The 22,690-nt window shown below is 66.9% G+C and carries 21 protein-coding genes; 9 read left to right on the forward strand and 12 right to left on the reverse strand.

The features are described from left to right. The first annotated feature begins 9 nt into the window (after positions 1–9). The 3 genes from ACFXKN_RS10885 (at position 10) to ACFXKN_RS10895 (ending at position 3,135) form a co-directional block, all read left to right on the forward strand. Positions 10–555 carry a GNAT family N-acetyltransferase gene (locus ACFXKN_RS10885; RefSeq protein WP_378953349.1) on the forward strand — a complete coding sequence of 182 codons (546 nt, stop codon included), beginning with the start codon at positions 10–12 and terminating at the stop codon, positions 553–555. A 155-nt stretch (positions 556–710) separates the two neighbouring features. Next, positions 711–2,648, forward strand: coding sequence for a TerD family protein (locus ACFXKN_RS10890; protein WP_378953347.1), 1,938 nt, complete (start codon positions 711–713; stop codon positions 2,646–2,648). A gap of 124 nt (positions 2,649–2,772) precedes the next feature. Beyond that, positions 2,773–3,135: an STAS/SEC14 domain-containing protein gene (locus tag ACFXKN_RS10895; RefSeq protein ID WP_378953345.1), complete on the forward strand. Its 363-nt coding sequence runs from the start codon at positions 2,773–2,775 to the stop codon at positions 3,133–3,135. Between the two features lie 48 nt (positions 3,136–3,183). Here the strand turns inward: ACFXKN_RS10895 and ACFXKN_RS10900 are convergent, their stop codons facing one another. Then, the gene (locus ACFXKN_RS10900) at positions 3,184–4,533 is read right to left on the reverse strand and encodes a putative glycoside hydrolase (RefSeq protein ID WP_378953343.1); all 1,350 of its coding nucleotides are present in this window, start codon (positions 4,531–4,533) and stop codon (positions 3,184–3,186) included. Positions 4,534–4,648: 115 nt separating this feature from the next. On the opposite strand from ACFXKN_RS10900, the gene ACFXKN_RS10905 reads away from it, so the two are divergent. Further along, positions 4,649–5,662 carry a polysaccharide deacetylase family protein gene (locus ACFXKN_RS10905; protein ID WP_378953341.1) on the forward strand — a complete coding sequence of 338 codons (1,014 nt, stop codon included), beginning with the start codon at positions 4,649–4,651 and terminating at the stop codon, positions 5,660–5,662. Positions 5,663–5,715: 53 nt separating this feature from the next. Here ACFXKN_RS10905 and ACFXKN_RS10910 read toward each other — a convergent pair whose 3' ends face one another. Then, complete coding sequence (locus ACFXKN_RS10910) at positions 5,716–7,008, reverse strand: PQQ-binding-like beta-propeller repeat protein (RefSeq protein ID WP_378953339.1); 1,293 nt, start codon at positions 7,006–7,008, stop codon at positions 5,716–5,718. 134 nt (positions 7,009–7,142) lie between these two features. On the opposite strand from ACFXKN_RS10910, the gene ACFXKN_RS10915 reads away from it, so the two are divergent. From ACFXKN_RS10915 to ACFXKN_RS10925, 3 genes are all read left to right on the forward strand, one after another. After that, positions 7,143–7,889 carry an acyltransferase gene (locus tag ACFXKN_RS10915; RefSeq protein ID WP_378953337.1) on the forward strand — a complete coding sequence of 249 codons (747 nt, stop codon included), beginning with the start codon at positions 7,143–7,145 and terminating at the stop codon, positions 7,887–7,889. A gap of 918 nt (positions 7,890–8,807) precedes the next feature. Next, positions 8,808–9,350: a DUF1697 domain-containing protein gene (locus tag ACFXKN_RS10920; RefSeq protein ID WP_378953335.1), complete on the forward strand. Its 543-nt coding sequence runs from the start codon at positions 8,808–8,810 to the stop codon at positions 9,348–9,350. Between the two features lie 77 nt (positions 9,351–9,427). Next, the gene (locus ACFXKN_RS10925) at positions 9,428–9,880 is read left to right on the forward strand and encodes a Uma2 family endonuclease (protein ID WP_378953333.1); all 453 of its coding nucleotides are present in this window, start codon (positions 9,428–9,430) and stop codon (positions 9,878–9,880) included. A gap of 61 nt (positions 9,881–9,941) precedes the next feature. On the opposite strand, the gene ACFXKN_RS10930 is transcribed toward ACFXKN_RS10925, so the two are convergent. The 10 genes from ACFXKN_RS10930 to ctaD form a co-directional block, all read right to left on the reverse strand. After that, positions 9,942–11,255 (reverse strand): class I SAM-dependent methyltransferase, encoded by a 1,314-nt coding sequence (locus ACFXKN_RS10930; protein ID WP_378953331.1) that lies wholly within the window; start codon positions 11,253–11,255, stop codon positions 9,942–9,944. Beyond that, positions 11,256–12,233 carry a class I SAM-dependent methyltransferase gene (locus ACFXKN_RS10935; RefSeq protein ID WP_378953329.1) on the reverse strand — a complete coding sequence of 326 codons (978 nt, stop codon included), beginning with the start codon at positions 12,231–12,233 and terminating at the stop codon, positions 11,256–11,258. It lies immediately after the preceding gene. 215 nt (positions 12,234–12,448) lie between these two features. After that, positions 12,449–13,225 (reverse strand): enoyl-CoA hydratase-related protein, encoded by a 777-nt coding sequence (locus tag ACFXKN_RS10940; protein WP_378953327.1) that lies wholly within the window; start codon positions 13,223–13,225, stop codon positions 12,449–12,451. 10 nt (positions 13,226–13,235) lie between these two features. After that, positions 13,236–14,042, reverse strand: a complete 807-nt coding sequence (locus tag ACFXKN_RS10945) for an NUDIX hydrolase (RefSeq protein ID WP_378953325.1) — start codon at positions 14,040–14,042, stop codon at positions 13,236–13,238. 200 nt (positions 14,043–14,242) lie between these two features. Then, a complete protein-coding gene (locus ACFXKN_RS10950) occupies positions 14,243–15,079 on the reverse strand; it encodes an ABC transporter ATP-binding protein (RefSeq protein ID WP_378912610.1) in 837 nt (278 codons plus the stop codon). Positions 15,080–15,097: 18 nt separating this feature from the next. Continuing rightward, positions 15,098–15,256, reverse strand: coding sequence for a hypothetical protein (locus ACFXKN_RS10955; protein WP_378953323.1), 159 nt, complete (start codon positions 15,254–15,256; stop codon positions 15,098–15,100). An 85-nt stretch (positions 15,257–15,341) separates the two neighbouring features. Next, on the reverse strand, positions 15,342–16,808 hold the full coding sequence (gene tnpB, locus ACFXKN_RS10960) for an IS607 family element RNA-guided endonuclease TnpB (RefSeq protein ID WP_378953321.1): 1,467 nt from the start codon (positions 16,806–16,808) through the stop codon (positions 15,342–15,344). A gap of 255 nt (positions 16,809–17,063) precedes the next feature. Next, positions 17,064–17,846, reverse strand: a complete 783-nt coding sequence (locus ACFXKN_RS10965; protein WP_378953319.1) for a peptidyl-tRNA hydrolase — start codon at positions 17,844–17,846, stop codon at positions 17,064–17,066. Between the two features lie 110 nt (positions 17,847–17,956). Then, positions 17,957–19,186 carry a phosphoserine phosphatase SerB gene (gene serB, locus ACFXKN_RS10970; protein ID WP_378953558.1) on the reverse strand — a complete coding sequence of 410 codons (1,230 nt, stop codon included), beginning with the start codon at positions 19,184–19,186 and terminating at the stop codon, positions 17,957–17,959. A gap of 81 nt (positions 19,187–19,267) precedes the next feature. Next, positions 19,268–21,010: a cytochrome c oxidase subunit I gene (gene ctaD, locus ACFXKN_RS10975; protein WP_378953317.1), complete on the reverse strand. Its 1,743-nt coding sequence runs from the start codon at positions 21,008–21,010 to the stop codon at positions 19,268–19,270. 295 nt (positions 21,011–21,305) lie between these two features. Here ctaD and ACFXKN_RS10980 point away from each other — a divergent pair, with 295 nt between their 5' ends. Continuing rightward, the gene (locus ACFXKN_RS10980) at positions 21,306–22,109 is read left to right on the forward strand and encodes a VOC family protein (protein WP_379432911.1); all 804 of its coding nucleotides are present in this window, start codon (positions 21,306–21,308) and stop codon (positions 22,107–22,109) included. Between the two features lie 144 nt (positions 22,110–22,253). Continuing rightward, complete coding sequence (locus ACFXKN_RS10985; protein WP_378953313.1) at positions 22,254–22,676, forward strand: AMP-binding protein; 423 nt, start codon at positions 22,254–22,256, stop codon at positions 22,674–22,676. Positions 22,677–22,690 lie beyond the last annotated feature (14 nt).

Here is a 22,690-nt window from a genome sequence, read left to right on the forward strand (position 1 = left end):
CCGATCCCGATGAGCGCCCGGTGGACTGTCGAACCCGCCGAACCGCACACGCCGGAGGCCGCCGCACTCCTCCGGCTCTATTTGGCCGAAATGATCAGTCGCTACTACGGGCGTCCAACCGATGAAGCCGAGATCGACCGGCACCTTGCAGACGGCCACGACAGCGATGATCTGGCCCCGCCCACCGGGCTGCTACTGATCGTCCGCCGACACGGCGAGGCCGTCGGCTGTATCGGTGTGCGCCGCCTCGACGCGGAATCGGTGGAACTGACACGTATGTTCGTCCGCTCCGATACGCGCGGCGCGGGCGGAGCTGCGGCATTGCTTCGCTCGGCCGAAGCCGCCGCCCGCGAGACCCACACCCGCAGGATCCGGCTCACTACGCGCAAGGATCTCGTGGAGGCACGGACCCTCTACGCGAAACACGGCTACACCGCGATCCCGCCGTATGGCGACGACCCGCTGGCCGACCACTGGTTCGAGAAGAGGCTGGACAACCGTGGAAAAACAACTGCCGGAACGGGGTCCGAAGTAGATCTCTTTACCATTCGGTGAACCACTCAAACGTGATCCGTGTAACAGAGTAGTCCCCACCGCCGACACCCCTCGGCACCGTCACGCAATCGCGGTGTGCGGCAAGGGGGTCAGCGAGCGGGTCGGCTGCATCAGCCTTGCGACTGAATGCCGACTTCGAAGGGTGAACCGCCACTGTGTCGTCTCCGCTGCTGTCCAAGGGCCAGAACATTCCGCTTCCCGAGGATGTCGACCGTGTCGACATCGTGATCGGCTGGCCGGAACCCGACATCGAGGTCGACGCTTCCGCGCTACTACTCGGCGCGGACCGGCGCGTCGGATCCGATGCCGATTTCGTCTTCTATAACCAGACCGAATCGCCCGATGGCTCAGTGTGTTTCCTCGGAACGAGCGCCACCGAGGAAGGTAAGCAGGCCAGGATCTCGATCGATCTGTCGGCGGTTCCCGCGCACGTGCGCACCATCGCGCTGGCGGGCAGCGTCGGCGAGGGCACCTTCGGGGCGCTGGGCAAACTCGCGTTCCACGTCATCGATCCCGCCGGGCACTCACTGGCCGAGTATCTCACCGCCGACGCGGACACGGAGTCGGCGTTCGTCTTCGGCGAGGTATATCGACGCGACGGCAACTGGAAGGTGCGAGCTGTCGGACAGGGCTGGGAGTCCGGATTGTCGGGGCTAGCAACGGATTTCGGGGTCACTGTCGAGGACGCCGAACCTGCGACCGTAGAGGCGGAAGTCGTTGCATCCGAGGCACCGACGGTACCGGCGCCGTCGCGCGGAGTAGCGACCACCAGGCGCGTAGTACGCAAAACCAAGCCGATCGAATTCAGACAGGCCGAATCGGATACCTGGCAGCCCGCTCGCTTGTTCTCGGTCATCGGGGTGGGCGCGGGCGAGGAACAGGAACGGCGCACCACCTCCGCGCTCATCGCTACCATGCAGGCCGTCCGCCCTTTTGCCCGCGCCATCTGCGCCCGGATGGGGGCGCCCGCAGGGGCTTTCGAGGGCTACCTCGAGGTGCAGTACGAATCGGGCGATACCAAAGTCATCCCGGATGCGGTGTTGAAGGTGAGCCGCGGTGCCAAGCAGTGGACCGGTCTGCTGGAGGTGAAGACGGGCAACGGCAAGCTCCGGCGGGACCAGCTGGAGAGCTACCTCGACGTCGCGCGGCGAAAGAAGTACGATGCCGTCGTCAGCCTGTCCAACGACATACCCGCCGGGCCGGGAGAGCTGCCCGTCCAAGTGGACCGTCGCAAGCTGACGAAGGTCGCACTGCGCCATCTGTCGTGGGCCGAAGTGGCCCACGAGGCGCGCATGCTCACCGCGCACGGCGGTATCGACGACGCACTGCAAGCGTGGATTCTCGCCGAGTTCCTGCGCTTTCTCGACCATCCCCGTTCGGGCGCAGCCGAATTCGTCGACATGGGCAGGCACTGGGTCGCCGTTCGTGACGCCGTCACCCAGGGAACGCTACGTGCCGGCGATGCGAAAGCGCTGACGGTCGCCGACACGTGGGTGGCGCTGTGCAGGCATCTCGCGCTACGGCTCACCGCCGAACTCGGTGTCGAGGTCAAGCATGTCCTCGCCCGCAAGTTCCACTCCGATCCGGCGGTCCGCGCCGCCGCCGTCGCCGAACGGCTGGCCACGGACGGTTCGTTCGAGGCCATCCTGCGCATCCCCGACACCGCGGGCGATCTCACCGTCATCGCTGACGTGCGGACGAACAAGGTCCGCTGCCGCACCACCATCGCCGCACCCGACGAGGGCACCCAGGCCCGCCGCGTGTCCTGGCTGACCAAACAGCTCACCGAGGCACCCGGCCGCGTCCAGGTCGAAGCCGTCTTCGCCGAACGCGGCAACGAAACGTGCGAATTCCTCGACACCGTCCGCACCACCCCCAAGTCACTTATCGACGGCCGCACCAGCCCGATCGTCTCGTTCACCCTCGAACAGACCTTCCCCATGGCCAGCAAACGGTCCGGCACCGCGGCCGGCTTCATCGCCGGCGTCACCACGGCCACCGACGCCTTCTATGGCGCGGTGATGCAGCCTCTGCGCGAATGGGTACCCGCGGCTCCGAAGCAGGCCGATGTCACTCCAGAGCCGGTCGAGTAGTCCGATGACCGCTCAGCGGATTGCAGGATTCCGGGCAGTTCACCCGTGATGGGCGAGGTGGGAGCGACGGTTCGGATCTAGGGTCGCGGGGTCTGGACAATTGCCTTCGATTCGAGGAGAGCCGATGCCTCTGCAGCCGATATCCGATCTGCCCGCCGCGACCATCGGGTTCCGGGCCAGTGGGACGGTGACCGCCGACGACTACGCGAATGTGCTCGATCCGGCGATCAGGAAGGCCGTCGAGCGCGAGGAACCGATCAATATGGTCTATGTGCTCGGCGAGGAATTCGACGGGTATTCGTTGGGGGCGATGGCGAAGGATCTGGAGTTGGTGAAGGTGCCGCGGGACATGTGGGGGCGGATCGCGTTGGTCACCGATCACCGGGTGTTGGGCGAGGCTGTGCATCTGCTGGGGTTTCTGATTCCGGCGCAGGTGCGGGTGTTTCCGGTGGACGACGAGGGTGATGCACTCGCCTGGGTTCGGTGAATCGAACAGCGGTCAGGCTGACCCAGCCCTTGCCGACGATCGATTCGGCTACTTCGCCTCCGGGGCCGGCGAGATGCCGCCGCCGTGGTAGCGGGTGGCGGCGTTCCAGAGGAAGAAGCTGTCTATGCCCGCGTCTCGGGTGGCGTCGATCTGGGCGCGGAGTTCGGCGTCGCCGTAGGTGATGCCGAGGCTGAAGTCCTGGAGCCACGGGACCACTTTCGCGCCGGTGCCCGCTGTGGCCACTTGGAAGTCTCGTAGGGAGCGGAAGATGATGTCGTAGGGCTGGGCGTTGGGGTTGGCGACGCCGTACTCGCCGGGGCCCCAATGCGATGGGTAGACCATGGGCGCCACGAAGTCGACGCTGCGCGACATCAGGGGGATGTCCTGGGCGATCTCGTCGGGGCGGGTGGACGCGATTCCGTAGACCGCGGCGCTCAGATGCGCGCCCGCGAGGTGTACCGGGTAGCGGCTCTGGGCGAGGAAGTCCGCGACCGCGGTGGCGGGGGTGCCGGTGAGTCCGGCGAAATTCATGCTGGTCAGGCTGCCGTCGGGGCGGCGGACGTAGTCGTACATGATGCCGTCGAAACCGAGCTGTGCGGCTTCCACGGCGAGGTCGATGTTGTAGCGGCGTACGTCGGGGTGCGCGACATTGGTGAAGGCGATCGGGCCGTAGTGGCTGGAATAGGGCTGGCCGGACGGGTTCTGGACGACCCAGTCCGGCCTGCCGTTGTGCCAGGCCCACGCGGCCACGGTCGGATCGCGGAACGCGACGATGCGGCCGACCACCTGCAAACCCAGGTCGTGCAATTGCCGCAGGGCCGACGGTGCGTCGTAGATCGAAGCGACGGCACCGGATTCGCGGGCGAGAGACACTTGGGAGTCGTAGCCGACGACGCCGTCCTCGTCCTTGATATCGAGCTGCACCGTGTCGATGCGACCTTCGCGAGCGAGATCGAGAACGGCTTCGCGCAAGCCATCGTGCGCCCATGCGTGCGCGGTGACGTGCACGGCCCGCATCCGCGGCAGCGCGAGCGTGGTGACGGCGACGCTGCTGCTCTGATTGCCCGCGGCGTCCACCGCGACGACCTCGACAGCGGGCGCCCACGGCACCGAGATCTCGAAGGCACCGTCCGGAGCCGGGGTCACCGCCGCCTCGCCGATGGACACCCGTACCGCGTCGACAGCGTTACCGCGCACCACAACCGGCTCGCGATACGAACGGTTGGGATCGGCCGGTGTCAGCTGAAGGGTCGGTGGCACGGTGTCCGCCGATGGCAGTTCGCCGGATCTGCTCAGCGCGAACCCGGCCACCAGAGAGACGACCAGCGCCGCGAGGGCGACACCGATAACGGGAGTCGTCCATCGCCGTCGATCGGCCGATCGGAGTTGCAATCCCAACGTCAACACCGCCTTCCAAAACCATTGACACGCCAACTATTTCGTAGTCCCGACACGGCGTACTCGGTATCGATGAATCGACTGTAATCCGTCGCCGCGGCGTAATATCGCATTGATGATGGGCGGTTCGAACACAATGTTCCGGCTCGCGTCAGCGACAGCGCTGGCAGCCGCACTCACGGCCTGTGCCGCCGTGGAAAAGGAAGCGGCTTCGGCGCACCCGGCGGAGTCGGTGACGACAATCGCGAGACCGGCACCACCGAATCCGGCCGAGATCGCCGCCAACGAACTGGGACTCGTCCCGGTCCTGATGTATCACCAGATCGCACCGAACCCGGCGGGCGAATACGACCAGACCCCGGCGGAGTTCCGCGACGAACTGGAACGGCTGTACCGCGAGGGCTACCGCCCGGTCACCGCCGCGCAATACATCTCCGGCGACCTCGACCTGCCTGCGGGCACACACCCGGTGGTGCTCACCTTCGACGACTCCACCGGCAGCCAACTCAGCTTCACCGATTCCGGCGCGGTGGCCCCGGACAGTGCCGCCGGCATCCTCGCCGAGTTCGGCGCCCGCTACCCGGACTTCCGGCCGGTGGCCACCTTCTACGTCAACAACGAGCCCTTCGGCGGCGACCAGCGCGCGCTGCCATGGCTGCTCGCCCACGGCCACGAAATAGGCGCGCACACCGCCGATCACGCGAATCTCGCGAGCCTGGACGCCGACAACGTGCAACGCGAACTGGTGCAGAACGTGCGCGCGGTGACCACGGCGGCGCCCGGAGTCACCGTGCGCACCATGGCACTGCCACTCGGCGTGTATCCCCGCGATCACGCGCTGGCCACGGCGGGCACCTGGGACGGCACCCCCTACCGCTTCGATGCCGTCATGCTGGTGGGCTCCAACCCCGCGCCCGCCCCGTACGGCGCGGTCGACCCCGGCGGGGTGCCGCGGATCCGATCGGGCCGGGGTGCGGTCCCGTTCGATTCGGCCTATTGGCTGGACTGGCTCGCCGCGAACCCGGAAGAGCGCTACACCGCCGACGGCGACCCGGCGCGTATCTCCTTCACCCAGCAGCGCGCGACGGAACTCGACGTGCGCTGGCTGGACCGAGCCAACCCGTACTGACGTACGGCGTACCCGGTCAGGCGTACCTGCGGCAGTGCGCAGCTGTCGCGCCGTCAGATGTCCGGTGTGAAGGCGAAGATCTCACCCAGGCGGGTAGCCACGACGACTTCACCTTCGGGGCCGATGGAGGTGCCCGTGGTGGTGCCGGTCGCGGCCGGCAGCGGGTCGGAATCGATGGTGTTGCCGGTGGTGGTGTCGAAGGTGATGAGGTTCAGGCCGGCGCCGATGGCGGCGACGGTGTAGCCGATGTCACCCGCGGTTTGGGCCGGGGTGCCGCGGAGGGCGAGATCCTTACGCTCCCAGACTATTTCGGCCTTGTCATCGCTGTCGTGCAGTGCCATCAGGTAGCCGTCGTCACCCGCGGGGATGATCAGATCGCCTGCGACGGAGATGCCGCCACGGGGCGCCCAGGACAGTGGCTGAACCCAGCGGGTGGCGCCGTCGGCGGTGTTCAGGGCGATGAGGCGCTTGCTGTTGTCGCCGACGTAGACGGTGTCGCCGTCGGCGGAGAGGGTGGGGCTGGTCGCGCTGCCGCCGGTGAGGACCTCGGCGCTCCACTCCTGGGTCACGGCGCCGTCGGCGTAGCGCATCGCGCGCAGGGCGGCGGCCGGCTTGCCCGGCTCCCAGACGGTGACGAAGAAGCGGCCGGTCGACGGGTCGACGGCGGTGGTGTTGGCGACGGCGCAGCGGGGGCCGCCGGTCTGGCAGTCGTCGAGGCCGTCGCCGGAGGCGGGACGGGTGAGACCGGGGTACTTCAGGAAGTCGGGTTCGCCGAGCAACTGCACCGTCGGCACCTCACGACCGCCGGTCTGACGGCTGAGCACGTCGACCTGGCCGGACTGGGTCACCGTCAGCACATTGCCGTCGCCGGTGAACTGGATCGCCACCGGCACGCCCGCCACGGGGGTGCGCCACCGGGGCTGACCGAGGTAGTTGAACGAATTCACCGCGCCGTCGTCACCGACGTAGACATTGCTGACCCCGTCGAGCACGGTCGGCGCCGCGATCGTCGACGGACCGAGCGGGTTGCAGAAGCGTTTGCGGCCGGTGAGCATCTGGAAGGAGAAGATCGCGCAGTTGCCGGTGTTCGAGGTGACGAACATCTGCCCCTCGGCGCCGATCGTCAACGGCTGGGCGATCGGGCCACCCACCGGACGTGACCAGCTCAGCGATACCGAGTCCGCACCCGACACCGGGCTGCTGCTCGCATTGCTGCCGTCGTGATGCGTTGCGGGCCAGCCTTTTCCGGCGCCGACCTTGATGTCGTCCACATCCGTGCCGCACCCGGCCAGCGCCACCACACCGGCGGCAGCGAGCGAGGCGACGACGCGAGTCCGAGTTCGCACCTGCAGATCTCCCTGTGTTATCGGGGTATGGCACGGTAAGTGTGCCCTGCGAAAGTACTCTGTGTAGCCGACGACCGAATCCCCGGGGCAGGCCCGGCGGATCATTGTCCTCGGTCAATGAGGGAGAGTAGTTCGTGACGAGCATGTGGGGCGCGCCGCTGAGCGCGCGCTGGCGTGGATCACGCCGCCGCGATCCGCAGCAGGCCCGATTTCTGACCAGGGATTCGCTGCGCTGGGTGCTCGCCAACCGGGCCTACACCCCCTGGTATCTGGTGCGGTACTACCGCCTGGCCAAGTTCCGCCTGGCCAACCCGCATATCGTGCTGCGCGGAATGGTCTTCCTCGGCCGCAATGTGGAGATCCACGCGACCCCGGAACTCGCGCGCATGGAAATCGGCCGCTGGGTGCACATCGGCGACGGCAATGCCCTGCGCTGCCACGAGGGCTCGCTGCGCATCGGCGACAAGGTGGTGTTCGGCAAGGACAACGTCGTCAACACCTACCTCGACATCGAGATCGGTGAGTCGACCCTGGTCGCCGACTGGTGCTACATCTGCGACTTCGACCATCGCATGGACGACATCAACATGCCCATCAAGGACCAGGGCATCGTGAAGAGCCCCGTGCGCATCGGCCCCGACACCTGGATCGCGGCCAAGGTGACCGTCCTGCGCGATACCAGGGTGGGGCGCGGGTGTGTGCTCGGCGCACACGCGGTGGTGCGCGGAGATGTCCCCGATTACAGCATCGCCGTCGGCGCGCCCGCCAAGGTCGTGAAGAACCGCAAGGTCGCGTGGGATGCGAGCGCCGAGGAGCGCGAGGCCTACATGGCGGCGCTGGCCGATATCGAGCGAAAGAAGAACGCCGCCGCCCAGGGATAAATCGCCGTGCTGCGTGCGTCGAGGTCTGATGGATTTCAGCCCCGGGATGATGATAAAAAGGTTTCATTGACCGAACTCGACGGCCACGACCGACAACCGTTGAATCTCACCGGCGGTGTTCACTTCGGTTGCACGAACGATGTCTTGTGTGATCCCGTCGAGCGCGGGATAATAGTGCTGTCCTGAGCCGGGTGGAGTCAGAATGCCATTATCCGGCGGTCGGACGTTTATCTGCGCCCGGGACACTGACACTGATCATCAATCCCAGGAGGTTCATCATGAACAATAGATTGCGTGCGGCGGCAGCGGCCTTCGCGATTGCCCCCGTCATCGCCCTCGGTTCGGGCGTGGCCACAGCAGACCCTGTACCCGGACCCTCTGCGGGGCAACTCCACGAAGTCGCCGGCGGCGGTTTTTGCGGCCCCATGCCCATGCCATGGTTGGTCGGCTCATTCATCCTTTGGGTGTTCTGCGTGTAGTCATTTCACGTCCGACCGCTCGCGATTCCCGGGCCGATACTATGTCAATTTCCTTGGGCGAGGCTTCCGCGCCTCGTCCAGATTGGTCGGCGCGATGGCCGAGTGCCGTTTTTCCAGTTCGCTGCCGTCACTAATTCCTCCAGGACGTATTCTGCGCGTCGGACATCGAATTCCAAAACATGCGCTGGTCGGAATATCGGCGATTGTTTCGCCGGTCCCGGTCATGCTTTCGGAAACGAACGCTGATTGCCCGAACTGAATCGCGTCACCGGAATTCATTTCGCCGCGACCGCCGACACGCTTCCCGTTGACAGATCCCCTTCGTCGGCAAACCGTCACGCTGCGCGCGCCCGGTCGAGGAAGATTTCAGGACGTCCCGCTGCAGGAGCTGACGACCCGTCCGATATGGCGGGCTGTCGGGGGTGGTGGGTACGGTCGCATGGTGGAGAGTTATGCGGCGCTGCTGCGGGGGATCATGCCGACCAACCCGAACATGCGCAACGAGAAGTTGCGTGGGGTGTTCGAGGGGCTCGGCTTCGAGAAGGTCGCCTCGGTGCTGACCAGCGGCAACGTCGTCTTCCGCACCGCCGACGACCCCGCCGAGCTGGAAGACCGCATTCAGCAGGCGCTCAACGCCGAACTCGGCATCCCGGGCGGCACCATCATCCGCAGTCACCCTGAACTGCGCGCGCTCCTCGACCGCGACCCGTTCGAAGGACTCCCCCACGAGCGCGGCTCCTACCTCACCGTCACCTTCTTCAAAACGAAGATGCGCGAAGCCGACACCAAGGCCTTCGACGACGACCCCCTCACCCGCGTCATCGGCTACGACCACAAGGCCCGTGCCTTCCTCACCGTCGTCGACAACAGCACCGGCAAGACCCCTGACTTCATGGCCCGCCTGGAGAAGACCTACGGCAAGGACATCACCACCCGCACCTGGCTCACGGTGCAGCGGGTGGTGAAGAAGATCGAGAGCTGAGCCCTTCATCACGCACCGAGCCTCGAACGTACAGCAGGCGCTTCGCCAATGCCTTCGAGCGGGAAGCCAAGCGCCACATGACAGCTGAACCAGGTTGTTGCTGGCAGGTTGACCTCGAGACCAATGTCTTCTTCCGGCCCGACAAGTCCAGCTTCCTCACGCCCGAGTTCATGATCTTCCGTTGCCTGCGAGACGAATTCGGCTGGGTCTTCGCCGAGGATGTTCTCCTGGCCGGCGAAGTGCTCTCGCCCGCGAACACGCCGAAGAAGATCGAAGAGAAGAAGCGCCGCTATGCCGAGGGCGGCATCTCCTGGTATTGGGAGGCAGAGCTCGCATCACAACCCCGTCGAATCAGCGCAGTCCGCGCCTATGCGTTGTCGACCGATGCGCTCCACCTCCCGCAGGGCGTTACACCGCTGCGGCGGGCCAACTACATCCTGACCGGCGAATGGTTCGCCGAAGATCACGGCGGAGTGCACACAACCCATCCCTTCCCCATCGATATCCCCTGGTCAGATCTGGCCTTCTGAACTGCGAGGGCTGAGGCGAACCGCATGCGGTCAGTGCCACGGCAGCCGTCTCCCTGGTCCGTCAGTGGGTGGCTGCGACGGCTCGGCAGAGGAAGACGACGCCGGCTCGACCGATTCGGGTGATCACCAGGGTGTACGGGGTGGAGCCTCGTTGTTTGAGTTTCTTGCGGAGGGCGTCGGGGTCGATATCGACGCCGCGAATGAGGATTTCCAGGGAGCCGCAGTCGCGCCGGGAGAGTTCCTGGCGGAGGGTTTTCTCGCGGAGTTCGAAGCGGTCTTCGACGCGGAAGCCGCGCATGCCCGGGGGGACCGTGTCGCCGGTGAGGTAGGCGATGTGGGGGTCGAGTTGCCAGAGGTCGTGTTTCGCGGCGTAGTGGCGGACCAGGCCCGCGCGGACGACGGCGCCGTCGGGGTCGATGATCCAGTCACCGGGGGCTCGGTCGGGGATGTCGTCGGGGGCGGCGTCGGTGAGAGTTGTTGTGCCGCCGCGGGAGTCCAGGACGGTGGCGCGGCGAGTGACGCCGGGCTCGGTGAGGCCGGGTGACCACAGGCAGGCTTCGCGCACAGCGCCGTCGAGGGAGACGATCTCCACTTCGCCGTCCCAGCCGAGGCGGTCGAAATCCAGGCCGGGGGCGGATTTCACGGCGATGTCGCGGCCCGTGTACGCGGCCAGCAGATCCGGAAGTGGGGGCTGGAGTTTCGCTGGGTCGTAGGTGCGGCGGCCGTCGGCTCTGCGCGCCGGATCCGCGATGATCACGGTGTCGCGAGTGATCGGCGTGAGCGCATCTGCCATGGCCAGCACAATGTTTCGCGTCCCGATCGCGACGTTCGACTGTTCACCCGGCACGCCGCGGCGGAGGTCGTCCGCACGATCGTGGGCTGAGCCGGCCCGCTCCGCGCGGTCGCTCGGACTCGAGGCAATGGTGCCGGGGTCTGCCACCGATGGCGGCGAGACCTCGAGGTTGTGGGCGGCCATGGCGAGCCGCACATCGTCGAGATCGCTGCCGATCACGGCCGGACACCTCGCGGCCAGCTCGGCCAACTCCGCCCCGATCGAACAGGTCACGTCGTGCACCGCGCGACCGGCCAAACGGGCCGCCCGATGTCGGGCGACGAGCGTGGGCGTCGCCTGCTGCAGCGCGTCGTCGGTGAACAACCACTCGGCGGCATCAGGCAGCTTCACCACGGCCTTGCGACGCAATCGCACGGTCTCGATCAGCGCGGCGGCACGATCACCGTGCGAACGACGCACCTGCTCGATATCGCGCAGGTGCGTCGCGGGGATCAGCTCCAGCCGGTCGACCTCGGCGAGCGCGGCACGGCCTGCCGCGCTGCCGAGGTAGGCGACATCGTCGCGGCCGAAGCGGTAGCCCACCTACTTCTTCGCCGCGCCCGGCTTCACGCCGGTGATCATCGCGTTGTAGAAGAACTCACGCGGCACGACCTTGCGCAGCACGTTCTCGTCCAGCCAGCTCAGACCCAGCCACGCGCGGTACTGCGCCAGGCGGTACGGCATGGTCAGCTTCTCGTCGGGGACGGCGGCCTCGAAGGTGCGCACCGGCCAGCCCCACAGGGCGGCGGCGAGTTCCTCGGTGGTGGCCTTCACATCGACGGCACCCGCGGACTTGGCCATCTTCTCGAGATCGCTCGGGTCGAAGGTGTGCAGGTCGACGACGGCCTCGAGCGCGGCCGCGCGGGAGGACTCGTCCAGCTCGGTCTGCGGACGACGCCAGCCGGCCAGGAACGGCAGTTTGGTGATCTCGGTGGTCACCTTCCAGGTGGCCTGGCCGAGGCGGCGAGCGTAGATGTTGCCGATGGTGGTCGGCTCACCGGCGAACACGAAGCGCCCGCCCGGCTTGAGCACGCGCAGGCACTCCTTGAGCGCCAGCTCCACGTCGGGGATGTGGTGCAGCACGGCGTGGCCGCAGACCAGATCGAAGGTGTCGTCGTCGTACGGGATGGTCTCGGCGTCGGCGACGCGACCGTCGACATCCAGGCCGAGGTGCTCGGCGTTGCGCAGCGCGACCTTCACCATGCCGGGCGAGAGGTCGGTGACCGAACCGGACTTGGCGATGCCACCCTGCATCAGGTTGAGCAGGAAGAATCCGGTGCCACAGCCCAGCTCGAGCGCGCGCTCGTACGGCAGCGGAGCCGGGCCGACGGCGAGGTCGAACCGGCCGCGCGCATACGCGATACAGCGTTCGTCATAGGAGATCGACCACTTGTCGTCGTAGGTCTCCGCTTCCCAGTCGTGGTACAGGACCTGGGCGAGTTTGGTGTCTTTGCGCGCTGCTTCGACCTGGGCCTCGGTGGCGTGGGGGTTCGGCGCCGGGTCGTCGGGATGGACCGTCATGCAGGCCAGCCTAATATGTGCGCCCGGGCACGCTGCTGCTGGGACAAGCGACGGGCCTTTCCACCGCGCGGGACCGACCGTCGCGCGCCCGCGAGCGCGAGCCGACCCCGGTCCGAACGGACGCTTCGCACCCCACCGCCGCGGAGTCGCTGAGAGTTGCCCAGGTTGTCGCACGATCGGTATGCGCGAAGTTAACAAGGGTTCCGAACCGGTTGCTAGCGGCCCGTGAAGGTGGCGGCGTTGGGCCCCTCGGCCGCGAAGGTGCGAGTGCCGGTGCGGGCGTCGTCGGTGTCGAAGAGCGCCGACCATTCGGTGACGGCAGTGGAGTGACCGTGCGGGCCGGACTCGAAAACCGCCTTGGCCGCGGCGAGGGCGCGGGGCGCGGCGGTGACGAACTGAGCGGCCCACGCGCGGGCGGCGGTGAGGACATCGTCGGGCGCGACGACCTCGTCGACCAGGCCGAGCTTCGCGGCCTCTTCGGCGTCGACGAAACGACCGGTGTAGACGAGGTCCTTGGCCCGGCTCGCACCGATCAGCAGCGAGAGCCGACGGATGCCCGAGAGCGGGATCAGGCCAGCTTTGATCTGCGGCAGACCGAGTTTCACGTTGTCACCGACGATCCGGTGGTCGGCGCCGAGTGCGAGTTCGAGACCGGCGCCGAGGCAGTAGCCGGTGATCGCGGCGACCGTCGGCTGCGGAACCCGGGTGAGGCAGCCGAGCGCGGCCTGTAGATCGGCGGCCATGGCGGCGGCCTGGCCGGCGTCGAGTTCGGCCAGCTCCGACATCTCGTCACCCGCGCTGAACACCCGCTCGTCGCCGTAGACGATCAGGGCGCAGACCCCGGGATGCTGGGCCACCGTGGCCGCCGCGGCCGCCACCTCGCGGGCCAGCTGGGCGTCGACGAGGTTCAGCGGCGGACGATCGACGCGCAGCAGCGCGACGCCACGGGTGGTCGGCTCGGCGGGCAGCTCGAGGGTCACGAATTCGGCCATGCGCCTCAACCTACCGGCCGCCGAGTGCACCCAACTCCGGCAGCTCGTCGAAATACCGTTCGATGTCAGGGAAGTTCGACAGCGGTCGACCGCCCGCTCCCGGCGAGTACTTCGGCATGATCGGCTCGACGACACGGTCGGCGGCCAGCACGGCCGCGGTGTCGGCGAACTCGCACAGCGCGTCGAGCTGCGACCACGTCGGTGGCATCAGCACGTGTTCACCTGCTCGCCAGCTCGCCAGCGCGTCTTGCGGGGTCCGCCAGGTCACCTGGGCGGCCTCGGAGGTGGCGCCGTCGGCGATCTGCCCCTCGGGGAGCACCGCGACGAAGAAGCGGGTGTCGTAGCGGCGGGGTTCGGCCTCGGGCGTGATCCAGTTCGACCACGGGCGCAGTAGGTCGGCGCGCAACACCAAGCCCTCGGCCGCGAGGAAATCGGCGAGCGATAATTCGCGGCGCTCGAGCTTGCCCCGCGCTTCGCGGTAGCGCGCCGAGTCGTCGACGACAGAATCCGCGGTCGGCCCGGCGAGCAGCACTCCGCATTCCTCGAAGGTTTCCCGCACGGCAGCGGCGACGAGGGCCTGCGCGGTCTGTTCGTCGGTGGCGAAACGCTCGGCCCACCAGGCAGGTTCGGGGCCCGTCCAGGAGATGTCGGCCGTGCCGTCGGCAGCGTCGACGCCGCCGCCGGGAAACACCGTCACCCCTGCCGCGAACGCCATCGCCTTGACCCGGCGCTGCAGGAACACCTCGATACCCGCCTCGCCGTCACGCACCAGCATCACGGTCGACGCGTCCCGCGCGGGGACCCCGGACTCACTCATACCGTTCCTCTCCACCACCGAACCGACGGCCCGGCGACCAACACCGCACCGGCCTACCGACCGGTCCCGGCTGCCTACTTCGAGTGCGGGCAACCTTTTCAGCACCCTAACGCCCGCTTGGTCGACGGTGCGTCGAGATCCCCGACTGACCGACCCCTGCCAGCTCGGACAGCCGGAATCGGCGCACACCGCGCGAACGGTCAGTTCCGGCGCCGATGCCCGCCTGAACGACGAGCCCGCCGCGCGAACCAGCGCCCGTCGACCCGGTCCAGGGCGATCGACTGGCTGAAGGCATTGCTCAAATTCTCGGCGGTGAGCACGTCGCCGAGGAGCCCTTGGCCGACCACCTCGCCCTCCTTGAGGAGCAGCGCATGGGTGAAGCCGGGCGGGATCTCCTCGACGTGATGGGTCACCAGCACCATCGCGGGCGCGTCGGGGTCGGCGGCGAGATCGCCGAGACGTTCGACGAGTTCCTCACGACCACCCAGGTCGAGGCCCGCGGCCGGTTCGTCGAGCAGCAGCAGTTCCGGATCGGTCATCAGGGCGCGCGCGATCAGCACCCGCTTGCGTTCGCCTTCGGACAGGGTGCCGTAGGTGCGGTCGGAAAGATGTTCGGCGCCGAGGGTTTCCAGCATGTCGACGGCGCGTTCGGTGTCGATGTCCTCGTAGCGTTCGCGCCAGCGGCCGAGCACCGCGTAGCCGGCCGAGACCACCAGGTCGCTGACCTTCTCGTCCACCGGGATCCGGCTGGCCACCGCCGCCGAGGACAGTCCGATGCGCGGGCGCAATTCGCTGACGTCGACGCGACCGAGCGTCTCCCCCAGCAGATTCGCGTCACCGGAGGTCGGATGGAGTTCGGCGGCAGCCATTCTCAGCAGCGAGGTCTTGCCCGCGCCGTTCGGGCCGAGCACCACCCAGCGTTCGTCGAGCTCTACTTGCCATGAGACAGGGCCGACCAGAGTTCGGCCCGAGCGACGGATGGTCACGTCGGAGAAGTCGATGAGCAGATCGGGATCGGGTTGCGACACGCGCTCCATCTTGGCCCACGCGGGCTCTCAGCGCAGCGACCGGCCCGTACGAGATTCGTCGGTCCTGGTCGTCGACGGGTCCCGCGCGTTGCGAACCTCGCTACGCAACATCCGCGCGGCGACAAAAGAGACAGGCACCGACAGCACGATCCAGACGAGCAGGATCACCACAATCGTCGTCGTCATCGCGGAACCTCCGTGTGCCTCGATGTGTTCGGCTGTCGGTTACGGATACCGTTGCCGTTCGCTGCGAAAAGCTGCATGCGCTCCATCAGGCAGCCTCACCTTGCGGTGAAGCGGTCCCCGCCTGCCCCAGCCGCAGCCGGTGCGGGGTAGACGCTTCGCAGCCTCCTGCCTCGTCCGCTCGCGCAGGCTCGGTCTTCTGGATGGCTCCACGTCCTGGCACCGACCCACTGCCGGCACAACTCTGTTCACCCAACATGTAATGGGTCTCGCCGAGTCGGGCGAGGTTGATCGCGGCATTTCGATCACGATCGATCAATAAACCACAGAACCCACACTCATAAACGCGGTCGGCGAGGGTCAGGTTTGGCTTTCGCCCACCACACCCCGAACACGTCTTCGAACTCGGAAACCACCGATCAGCTTCCACCAGAACCGATCCGTACCAGCGAGTTTTATACGCCAACTGCTGCCGGATCTGGGCGAGGGCCGCGTCAGCAAGCGCCCGGTTCAACCCCTTCTTTCGAGCACCACCGGCAGATCGCATCCCTGCCGCGTTCAGTTTTTCCACCGTGATCACCTGGTATTGCTGGGCAAGCACAGTGGTTGCCTTATGGAGAACGTCCCGACGGACCGCCCCAGACCGTCCGTGGATACGGGCAATCCGTGCCGTGGTGTCCTGCCACCGCTTCGACGGACGGCGTCGGCTTTTCGTGACCCGGTCATACGGACCCTGCTGACGTGCCGCCTTTCGTTGTAACACCCGCAACCGGGCTTGTGCGGCACTCAAAGATTTAGGCGCCGGAACACGCGCGACCTCACAACCTTCAGCGGTCGCGATCACCAGCAGCGCATCAGCTTTGACCCCGACGTCGACGCCGACTACTGGATGTGGCGATCGACGGGCATGTGCTGGACGGGTTTTGGCCGCGACAAGGGTTTGGAACGATACGTGCCATCGGCGTCTCGAGTCCTGAGCGAGGGTGGCTGACAAGATCCGTGCGGATCCGGCCTCGATCCGACGGGCGAGTTTGCGGGTGGATTCGTGCGTTTTGAGCCGCCCGACCCGCGGCAAGACAACGTGGTGGCGGTCGGGTTCGACGCGGATCGGGCCGGTGGTGAACCGGACCGATCGCCGGGATCGGACCGCGGTTTTGAATCTCGGGAATCCGACCGGTTTTCCCACCCGCACACCGGAACTGGAGCTCGCCCAGTTGTCCAGGCCACGCGCTAGCGCGTCGAGCCCGCTATTGTAAGCCTCTTTCGAGTTCTCCGCCCACCACGGTGCGTGCTCATATTTGCGCTGGTTCCAGATTTTGCGAAGCTTCGGCAGTGACCAACCGAGCGACGGGGTCAGATCGGTGTCAGTGATCCCGTAGCTGCGTTCGGCGGCACGCTGATCCAACACCGCTTTGACCAGGGCAAGCATGTGGTTGAACGCGAATCGGGATGCACCGCAATGCGAACCGAACATCGAAATTTGTTGTGGCGTGGGGTCGAGCGCGAATCGATAGGCCTGAACCGTCCACCCCTCGGGGATCTCGAACCTGGTCACCAGCGATCACTCCTTCCCCCGAGTTTCGTTGCGAGCAGCCAACACGGCCACTATTCCATAGCCATACGACATATCTCGATCCGTCGCCAGTAGTCGAGAGCATCCCTATCGATGATCGCTCACGGTCGATCACATTCGTTCGCGAAACACCGAACCGCTGAGTACCCCCTGGGCAGGGGCGCTACACACAGCGACCGCGGCGCCTCACGAAAACCTCAACCGAACCGTCGAATTCGGATGCTTGTGTCGAGGAGATCAACCGTGCGCGGGCACCGCGATCACCGTCATCGAGCCGGGCGCCACCTCGGTGAAACCGGCATCGCGCACAGCCACCGCACGACCCGCGGCCACCTCGGCCACCAAGCTCGCCCACCGCGCTTCGTCGGCGTCGCGCACAGCGCACCGGAACTCGCGGGCTGCCCACGCGGCCGCCGCGTCCACGGGCAGCGCACCCGCCAGCAACATGCTCGCATGCCCGACCTGTGCGGCCGCCTTGCCCACCGACATCGCCAATACCGTGTTCACCCACAGCACCGGCAACGCCGGATCCGCGGGCCCCGGCTCGTCGTGCTCTAGATCGGTACCGCCGATCTGGAGTTTGCGGATGCGCTGATCGATCTCCCCCACCGGGCCGGGGACGAACGCACGAGCCTGCGCGCCATCGACATCGACAGTCATTCCGTCGACGTCACCCGCGGCCACCCACTGCGCACCACGCGCCCGCCGGGCCACCTTCCTGATCCGTGACCGCTTCCACGCGAGATACCGAGGCTCCCACTCCCCGCCGGGCCCCGAACGCGGGTCGAGGCACACCGCCACCGCCGCGGCTGCCGCGGCCTCCAGCAGTGCGCTGCGGGCAGGCGGATCGATCTTGGGTATGTGCAGCACCATCTGCATCGCCTGGACCATCGCCGGGTCGTCGGGGTCACCGTTGCCGCCGTAACCCTGCGCCAATTCCGCATGCCGAGCGGCGAATTCGGCCGCCTCGTCGCGGACCGTCGCCTCGGCCTGCTCCTCGGTTTCCAGCCCACTACCCATGCCACAACACCCGTTCGATCGACACCAGTCCGCCCGCCAGCCTAATAGCGCGGTCGCGGAGTGTTCGTCGGTCTTCGCACCCGGCGCCGCCGTCGGCGATCAGGATGGCCCTACCGGCCGAGCAGCGGAACCCGTCGCACGCCACCGTCGCGCGCGTCGGCCGCTTCCACCTCGTCGCGGGTGACGCCGAGGATGAACAGCACCGCGTCCAGGTAGGGATGCGACAGTGCCGTGTCGGCCACCTCGCGCAGTGCGGGCTTGGCGTTGAACGCCACACCGAGACCGGCCGCGTTGAGCATGTCGATGTCGTTGGCGCCGTCGCCGACCGCGACGGTCTGCTCCATCGGCACCCCCGCCTCGGCCGCGAACTTGCGCAGCGCGGTCGCCTTGAACGCCCGGTCGACGATCTCGCCGACGACCCGTCCGGTGAGTTTGCCGTCGATGATCTCCAGGGTGTTGGCCTGCACGAAATCGAGTTCCAGCTCGTGTGCGAGCGGCTCGATCACCTGCCGGAACCCACCCGAGACCACACCGCAGCGGAACCCGAGCCTGCGCAGGGTGCGAATCGTGGTGCGTGCGCCCGGAGTGAGCTCGATCCGGTCGGCGACCTCCTCGATCACCGACTCGTCGAGACCTTCGAGGGTGGCCACGCGCTGACGCAGCGATTCGGCGAAGTCGAGTTCGCCGCGCATGGCCGCCTCGGTGACCTCGCGGACCTGGTCCTCGACGCCGGCGTGCGCGGCCAGCATCTCGATCACCTCGCCCGTGATCAGCGTGGAGTCCACATCGAACACGATGAGGCGCTTGGCACGGCGTGCCAGCCCGGCCCGTTCCACCGCGATGTCGACCTGTTCGGCGACGGCCACCTCGGCCAGTGCGGTGCGCAGCCGCGCGTCGCCTTCGTCGCTGGTGTCGGTCGCGGTGACCATCAGTTCCATGCCGGTCACCGGGTAGTCGGCGATGCCTCGGATGGAGTCGATATTGGCGCCACCGGTGGCCAGTTCCCGCGAGATCGCGCTGAACGCCTTCGCGGTGACCGGGGCGCCGAGCACCACGACGGCGTGCGTGGACATCGGCGGCTTGCCGATCTGCGCGTCCACGGACACGTCGACCTGCATGCCGACGGTGTTCATCGCCTCTTCGAGGTCGTCCTGCAACGCCTCCGCGTCGTTGGGGCACGACACCAGCACACCCAGGGTGAGCCTGCCCCTGATGACGACCTGTTCCACGTCCAGCAGGCTCACCTGGTGCCGCGACAGCGCCGCCAGCAGCACCGAGGTGACGCCTGGTCGGTCGGGGCCGGTGACGGTCACGAGAACTGTGGTGTCGGCCAAGTCGATCTGCTCCGTTCGATTACCCACAAAAAGAGTGTGCACCTGCTGGTTCTTCAGCAGGTGCACACCCTGTCGTTCGGTGGTGTCTTACTTCTTCGCGAGCGCGTCTTCGGACACGTGCGTGCTGTGCTTACCCGAGCCCCAGCCGACGTGCGCCTCGGCCTTCATGCGCTCGACCATGTGCGGGTAGTGCAGCTCGAATGCCGGGCGCTCCGAGCGGATGCGCGGCAGCTCGTAGAAGTTGTGGCGCGGCGGCGGGCAGGTGGTGGCCCACTCGAGGGAGTTGCCGTAGCCCCACGGGTCGTCGACCGTGACGACCTCGCCGTAGCGGTAGCTCTTGAAGACGTTCCAGATGAACGGCAGCATCGACGAGCCGAGGATGAACGCACCGATCGTGGAGATCGTGTTCAGCGTGGTGAAACCGTCCGACGGCAGGTAGTCGGCGTAGCGACGCGGCATGCCCTCGGCACCCAGCCAGTGCTGCACCAGGAAGGTGGTGTGGAAGCCGACGAAGGTGGTCCAGAAGTGCCACTTGCCCAGACGCTCGTCCATCATGCGGCCGGTGATCTTCGGGAACCAGAAGTAGATACCCGCGAAGGTGGCGAACACGATGGTGCCGAAGAGCACGTAGTGGAAGTGCGCGACGACGAAGTACGAGTCGGTGACGTGGAAGTCCAGCGGCGGCGAGGCCAGGATGACACCCGACAGACCACCGAAGAGGAAGGTCACCAGGAAGCCGATCGACCACAGCATCGGTGTCTCGAAGGTCAACTGCCCCTTCCACATGGTGCCGATCCAGTTGAAGAACTTCACACCGGTCGGAACCGCGATGAGGAAGGTCATGAAGGAGAAGTACGGCAGCAGCACCGCGCCGGTGGCGTACATGTGGTGCGCCCACACCGCGATCGACAGCGCCGCGATACCCAGCGTCGCGTAGACCAGTGTGGTGTAACCGAAGATCGGCTTACGGCTGAACACCGGGAAGATCTCCGACACGATGCCGAAGAACGGCAGCGCGATGATGTAGACCTCGGGGTGGCCGAAGAACCAGAACAGGTGCTGGTAGAGCAGGATGCCGCCGGTTGCCGGGTCGTAGATGTGACCACCCAGGTGGCGGTCGTAGGCCAGACCGAACAGCGCCGCGGTGAGCAGCGGGAACGCGAGCAGCACCAGTACCGAGGTGACCGCGATGTTCCAGGTGAAGATCGGCATGCGGAACATGGTCATACCGGGTGCGCGCAGGCAGACCACGGTGGTGAGCATGTTGACGCCACCGAGGATGGTGCCCAGACCGGACACGGCCAGACCCAGGATCCACAGGTCGGTGCCGACACCGGGCGAGTGCAGGATGTCGGTGAGCGGCACGTACGCCGTCCAGCCGAAGTCCGCCGCGCCGCCGGGGGTCACGAAGCCCGCGGTCGCCATGGTGCCGCCGAACAGGTACAGCCAGTAGCTGAACGCGTTCAGTCGCGGGAAGGCGACGTCGGGGGCGCCGATCTGCAGCGGCAGGATGATGTTGGCGAAGCCGAACACGATCGCCGTCGCGTAGAACAGCAGCATGATCGTGCCGTGCATGGTGAACAGCTGGTTGAACTGTTCCGGCGAGAGGAACTGCAGACCCGGTCGGGCCAACTCGGCGCGCATGAGCAGCGCCATGAGTCCACCGACCAGGAAGAAGCTGATCGCCGTCACCAAGTACATGGTGCCGAGCACCTTGGGGTCGGTGGTGGTGACCGCCTTGTAGAGGAACGAGCCCTTCGGACCGGTCCGTGCCGGATACGGTCGAGTCGCTTCCAACTGAGGGACTGGCCTGGGCTCTACCGCAGTCACTGATCCTCCTGAAGATGCCTGTACGTCACTCGCAGGCCAGCCGCGTCTCGGGAACGAACAGCAGCAGACATGCGTTGGAGTGAATCGTAAACCGTGCTGCCGCAGCATTCCGCGCGGGTCCTACTCTGTGTCGTATTCGGCGCGCCGTAGTTCGCGATCCCGATCTTCCTCCGCAGGTCGCGTGGGTGCAACGGTTGTCGGCGATGACTTTTCGACGGTCGGCGCGTCATGATCGATGCGACGCACGAACGTGTCAGCGTCTCTATCGCGCTACCCCTTCAGCCGAGGAGAAGTCATGTCGATGCACCCGAAACCCGGCGATCCCACCTGGGTCGATCTCTACACCACCGATCTCGACCGCGCGATCGCCTTCTACGGCGAACTGTTCGGCTGGACCGCCGAACGCGGCGGCGAGGAATTCGGCGGCTACACCACCTTGCGCAAGGACGGTCGGGCGGTGGCGGGCGCGATGGGCCGTCACGACGATCCCGGCGACCCGTATCCCGACCGCTGGACCGTCTATCTGAACTCCCCCGATGCCCTCGCGACGACGGCCGAGGCGAGCCGGGCGGGCGGCACTGTGATCGTCGAGCCGATGGCGGTCGCCGATCTCGGAGCGATGGCGGTGCTCGCCGATGTGGGCGGCATCGGGGTCGGCGTCTGGCAGGCCGACACCTTCGCCGGCTTCGAGGCGGTCGGCATGGTCGCCGACGGCACCTGGACCGACCACGTCGGCGTCCCGTCCTGGTTCGAGCTGATGACCCGCGCCTACGACGAGTCCCTGGTCTTCTACCGCGAGGTCTTCGACTGGCGCGACACCCTGACGATCGCCGACACCGCGGATTTCCGCTACACCACCATCCACGCCGCACCACCCATGGGCGGCGGCATCATGGACGCGGCGGGCCATCTCGCCGAGGGCGTACCCGGCTCGTGGACGGTCTATTTCGGCGCCGACGACGTCGACAAGTCCGCCGAACAAGCGGTGACCCTCGGCGGCACCATCGCCTTCGAACCCATGGACACCCCCTACGGTCGCCTCGCCGGGCTGATCGACCCGACCGGCGCGCATTTCAGCATCGGCGGAAACGCCCGCTGATCGAGGTTCGCCCACTTAGGGGTGGTAATCGATCCACCTTGGAGTCGGCGCATCAACGCTGGGGTTGCTGTCGGATTCCCCTCCTGACGGCGAGATTGGAGGAGTAGGAAAAACACCCGCCGCCGAGCCTTCGAGGGGAACCCGATGAGCACCATGGTCACCGCGCCCGCCGACAACGTCATCCAGCTGCGCCGCCGGTCCGGCGCGCCGATCGCCGCCGGTCAGCTCGCCGACGCCGACCTGGACCGTTGGGCGAACCGCCTGGCCCGCATGCTGCTCGCCCGTGGTGCCGAGGCGGGCGACCACATCGCCCTTGCCGTCGACCCCCGGATCGAGGCGGTCGTCGCCGAGGCGGCGGTGCGCAAGATCGGTGCGATCCCGGTGTCGCTCACGAACGGTGCGTCCACCGCCCCCGGCGCCGGATTCGGAATTACCACCAAGGCCCGCAGGGCCGAGCTCACCGACGGCGTCGACTGGCTGGTGCTCGACGACCGTTCCACCCTGCAGCGCTATCTGGTCAGTTCCGACGCGCCGCTGGCGGCCGCCGAACTGCGGGCAGTCTCCTGAACCCTTTCCGATGC

This window comes from Nocardia sp. NPDC059195 (genome assembly GCF_042754695.1).
GTDB lineage: Bacteria > Actinomycetota > Actinomycetes > Mycobacteriales > Mycobacteriaceae > Nocardia.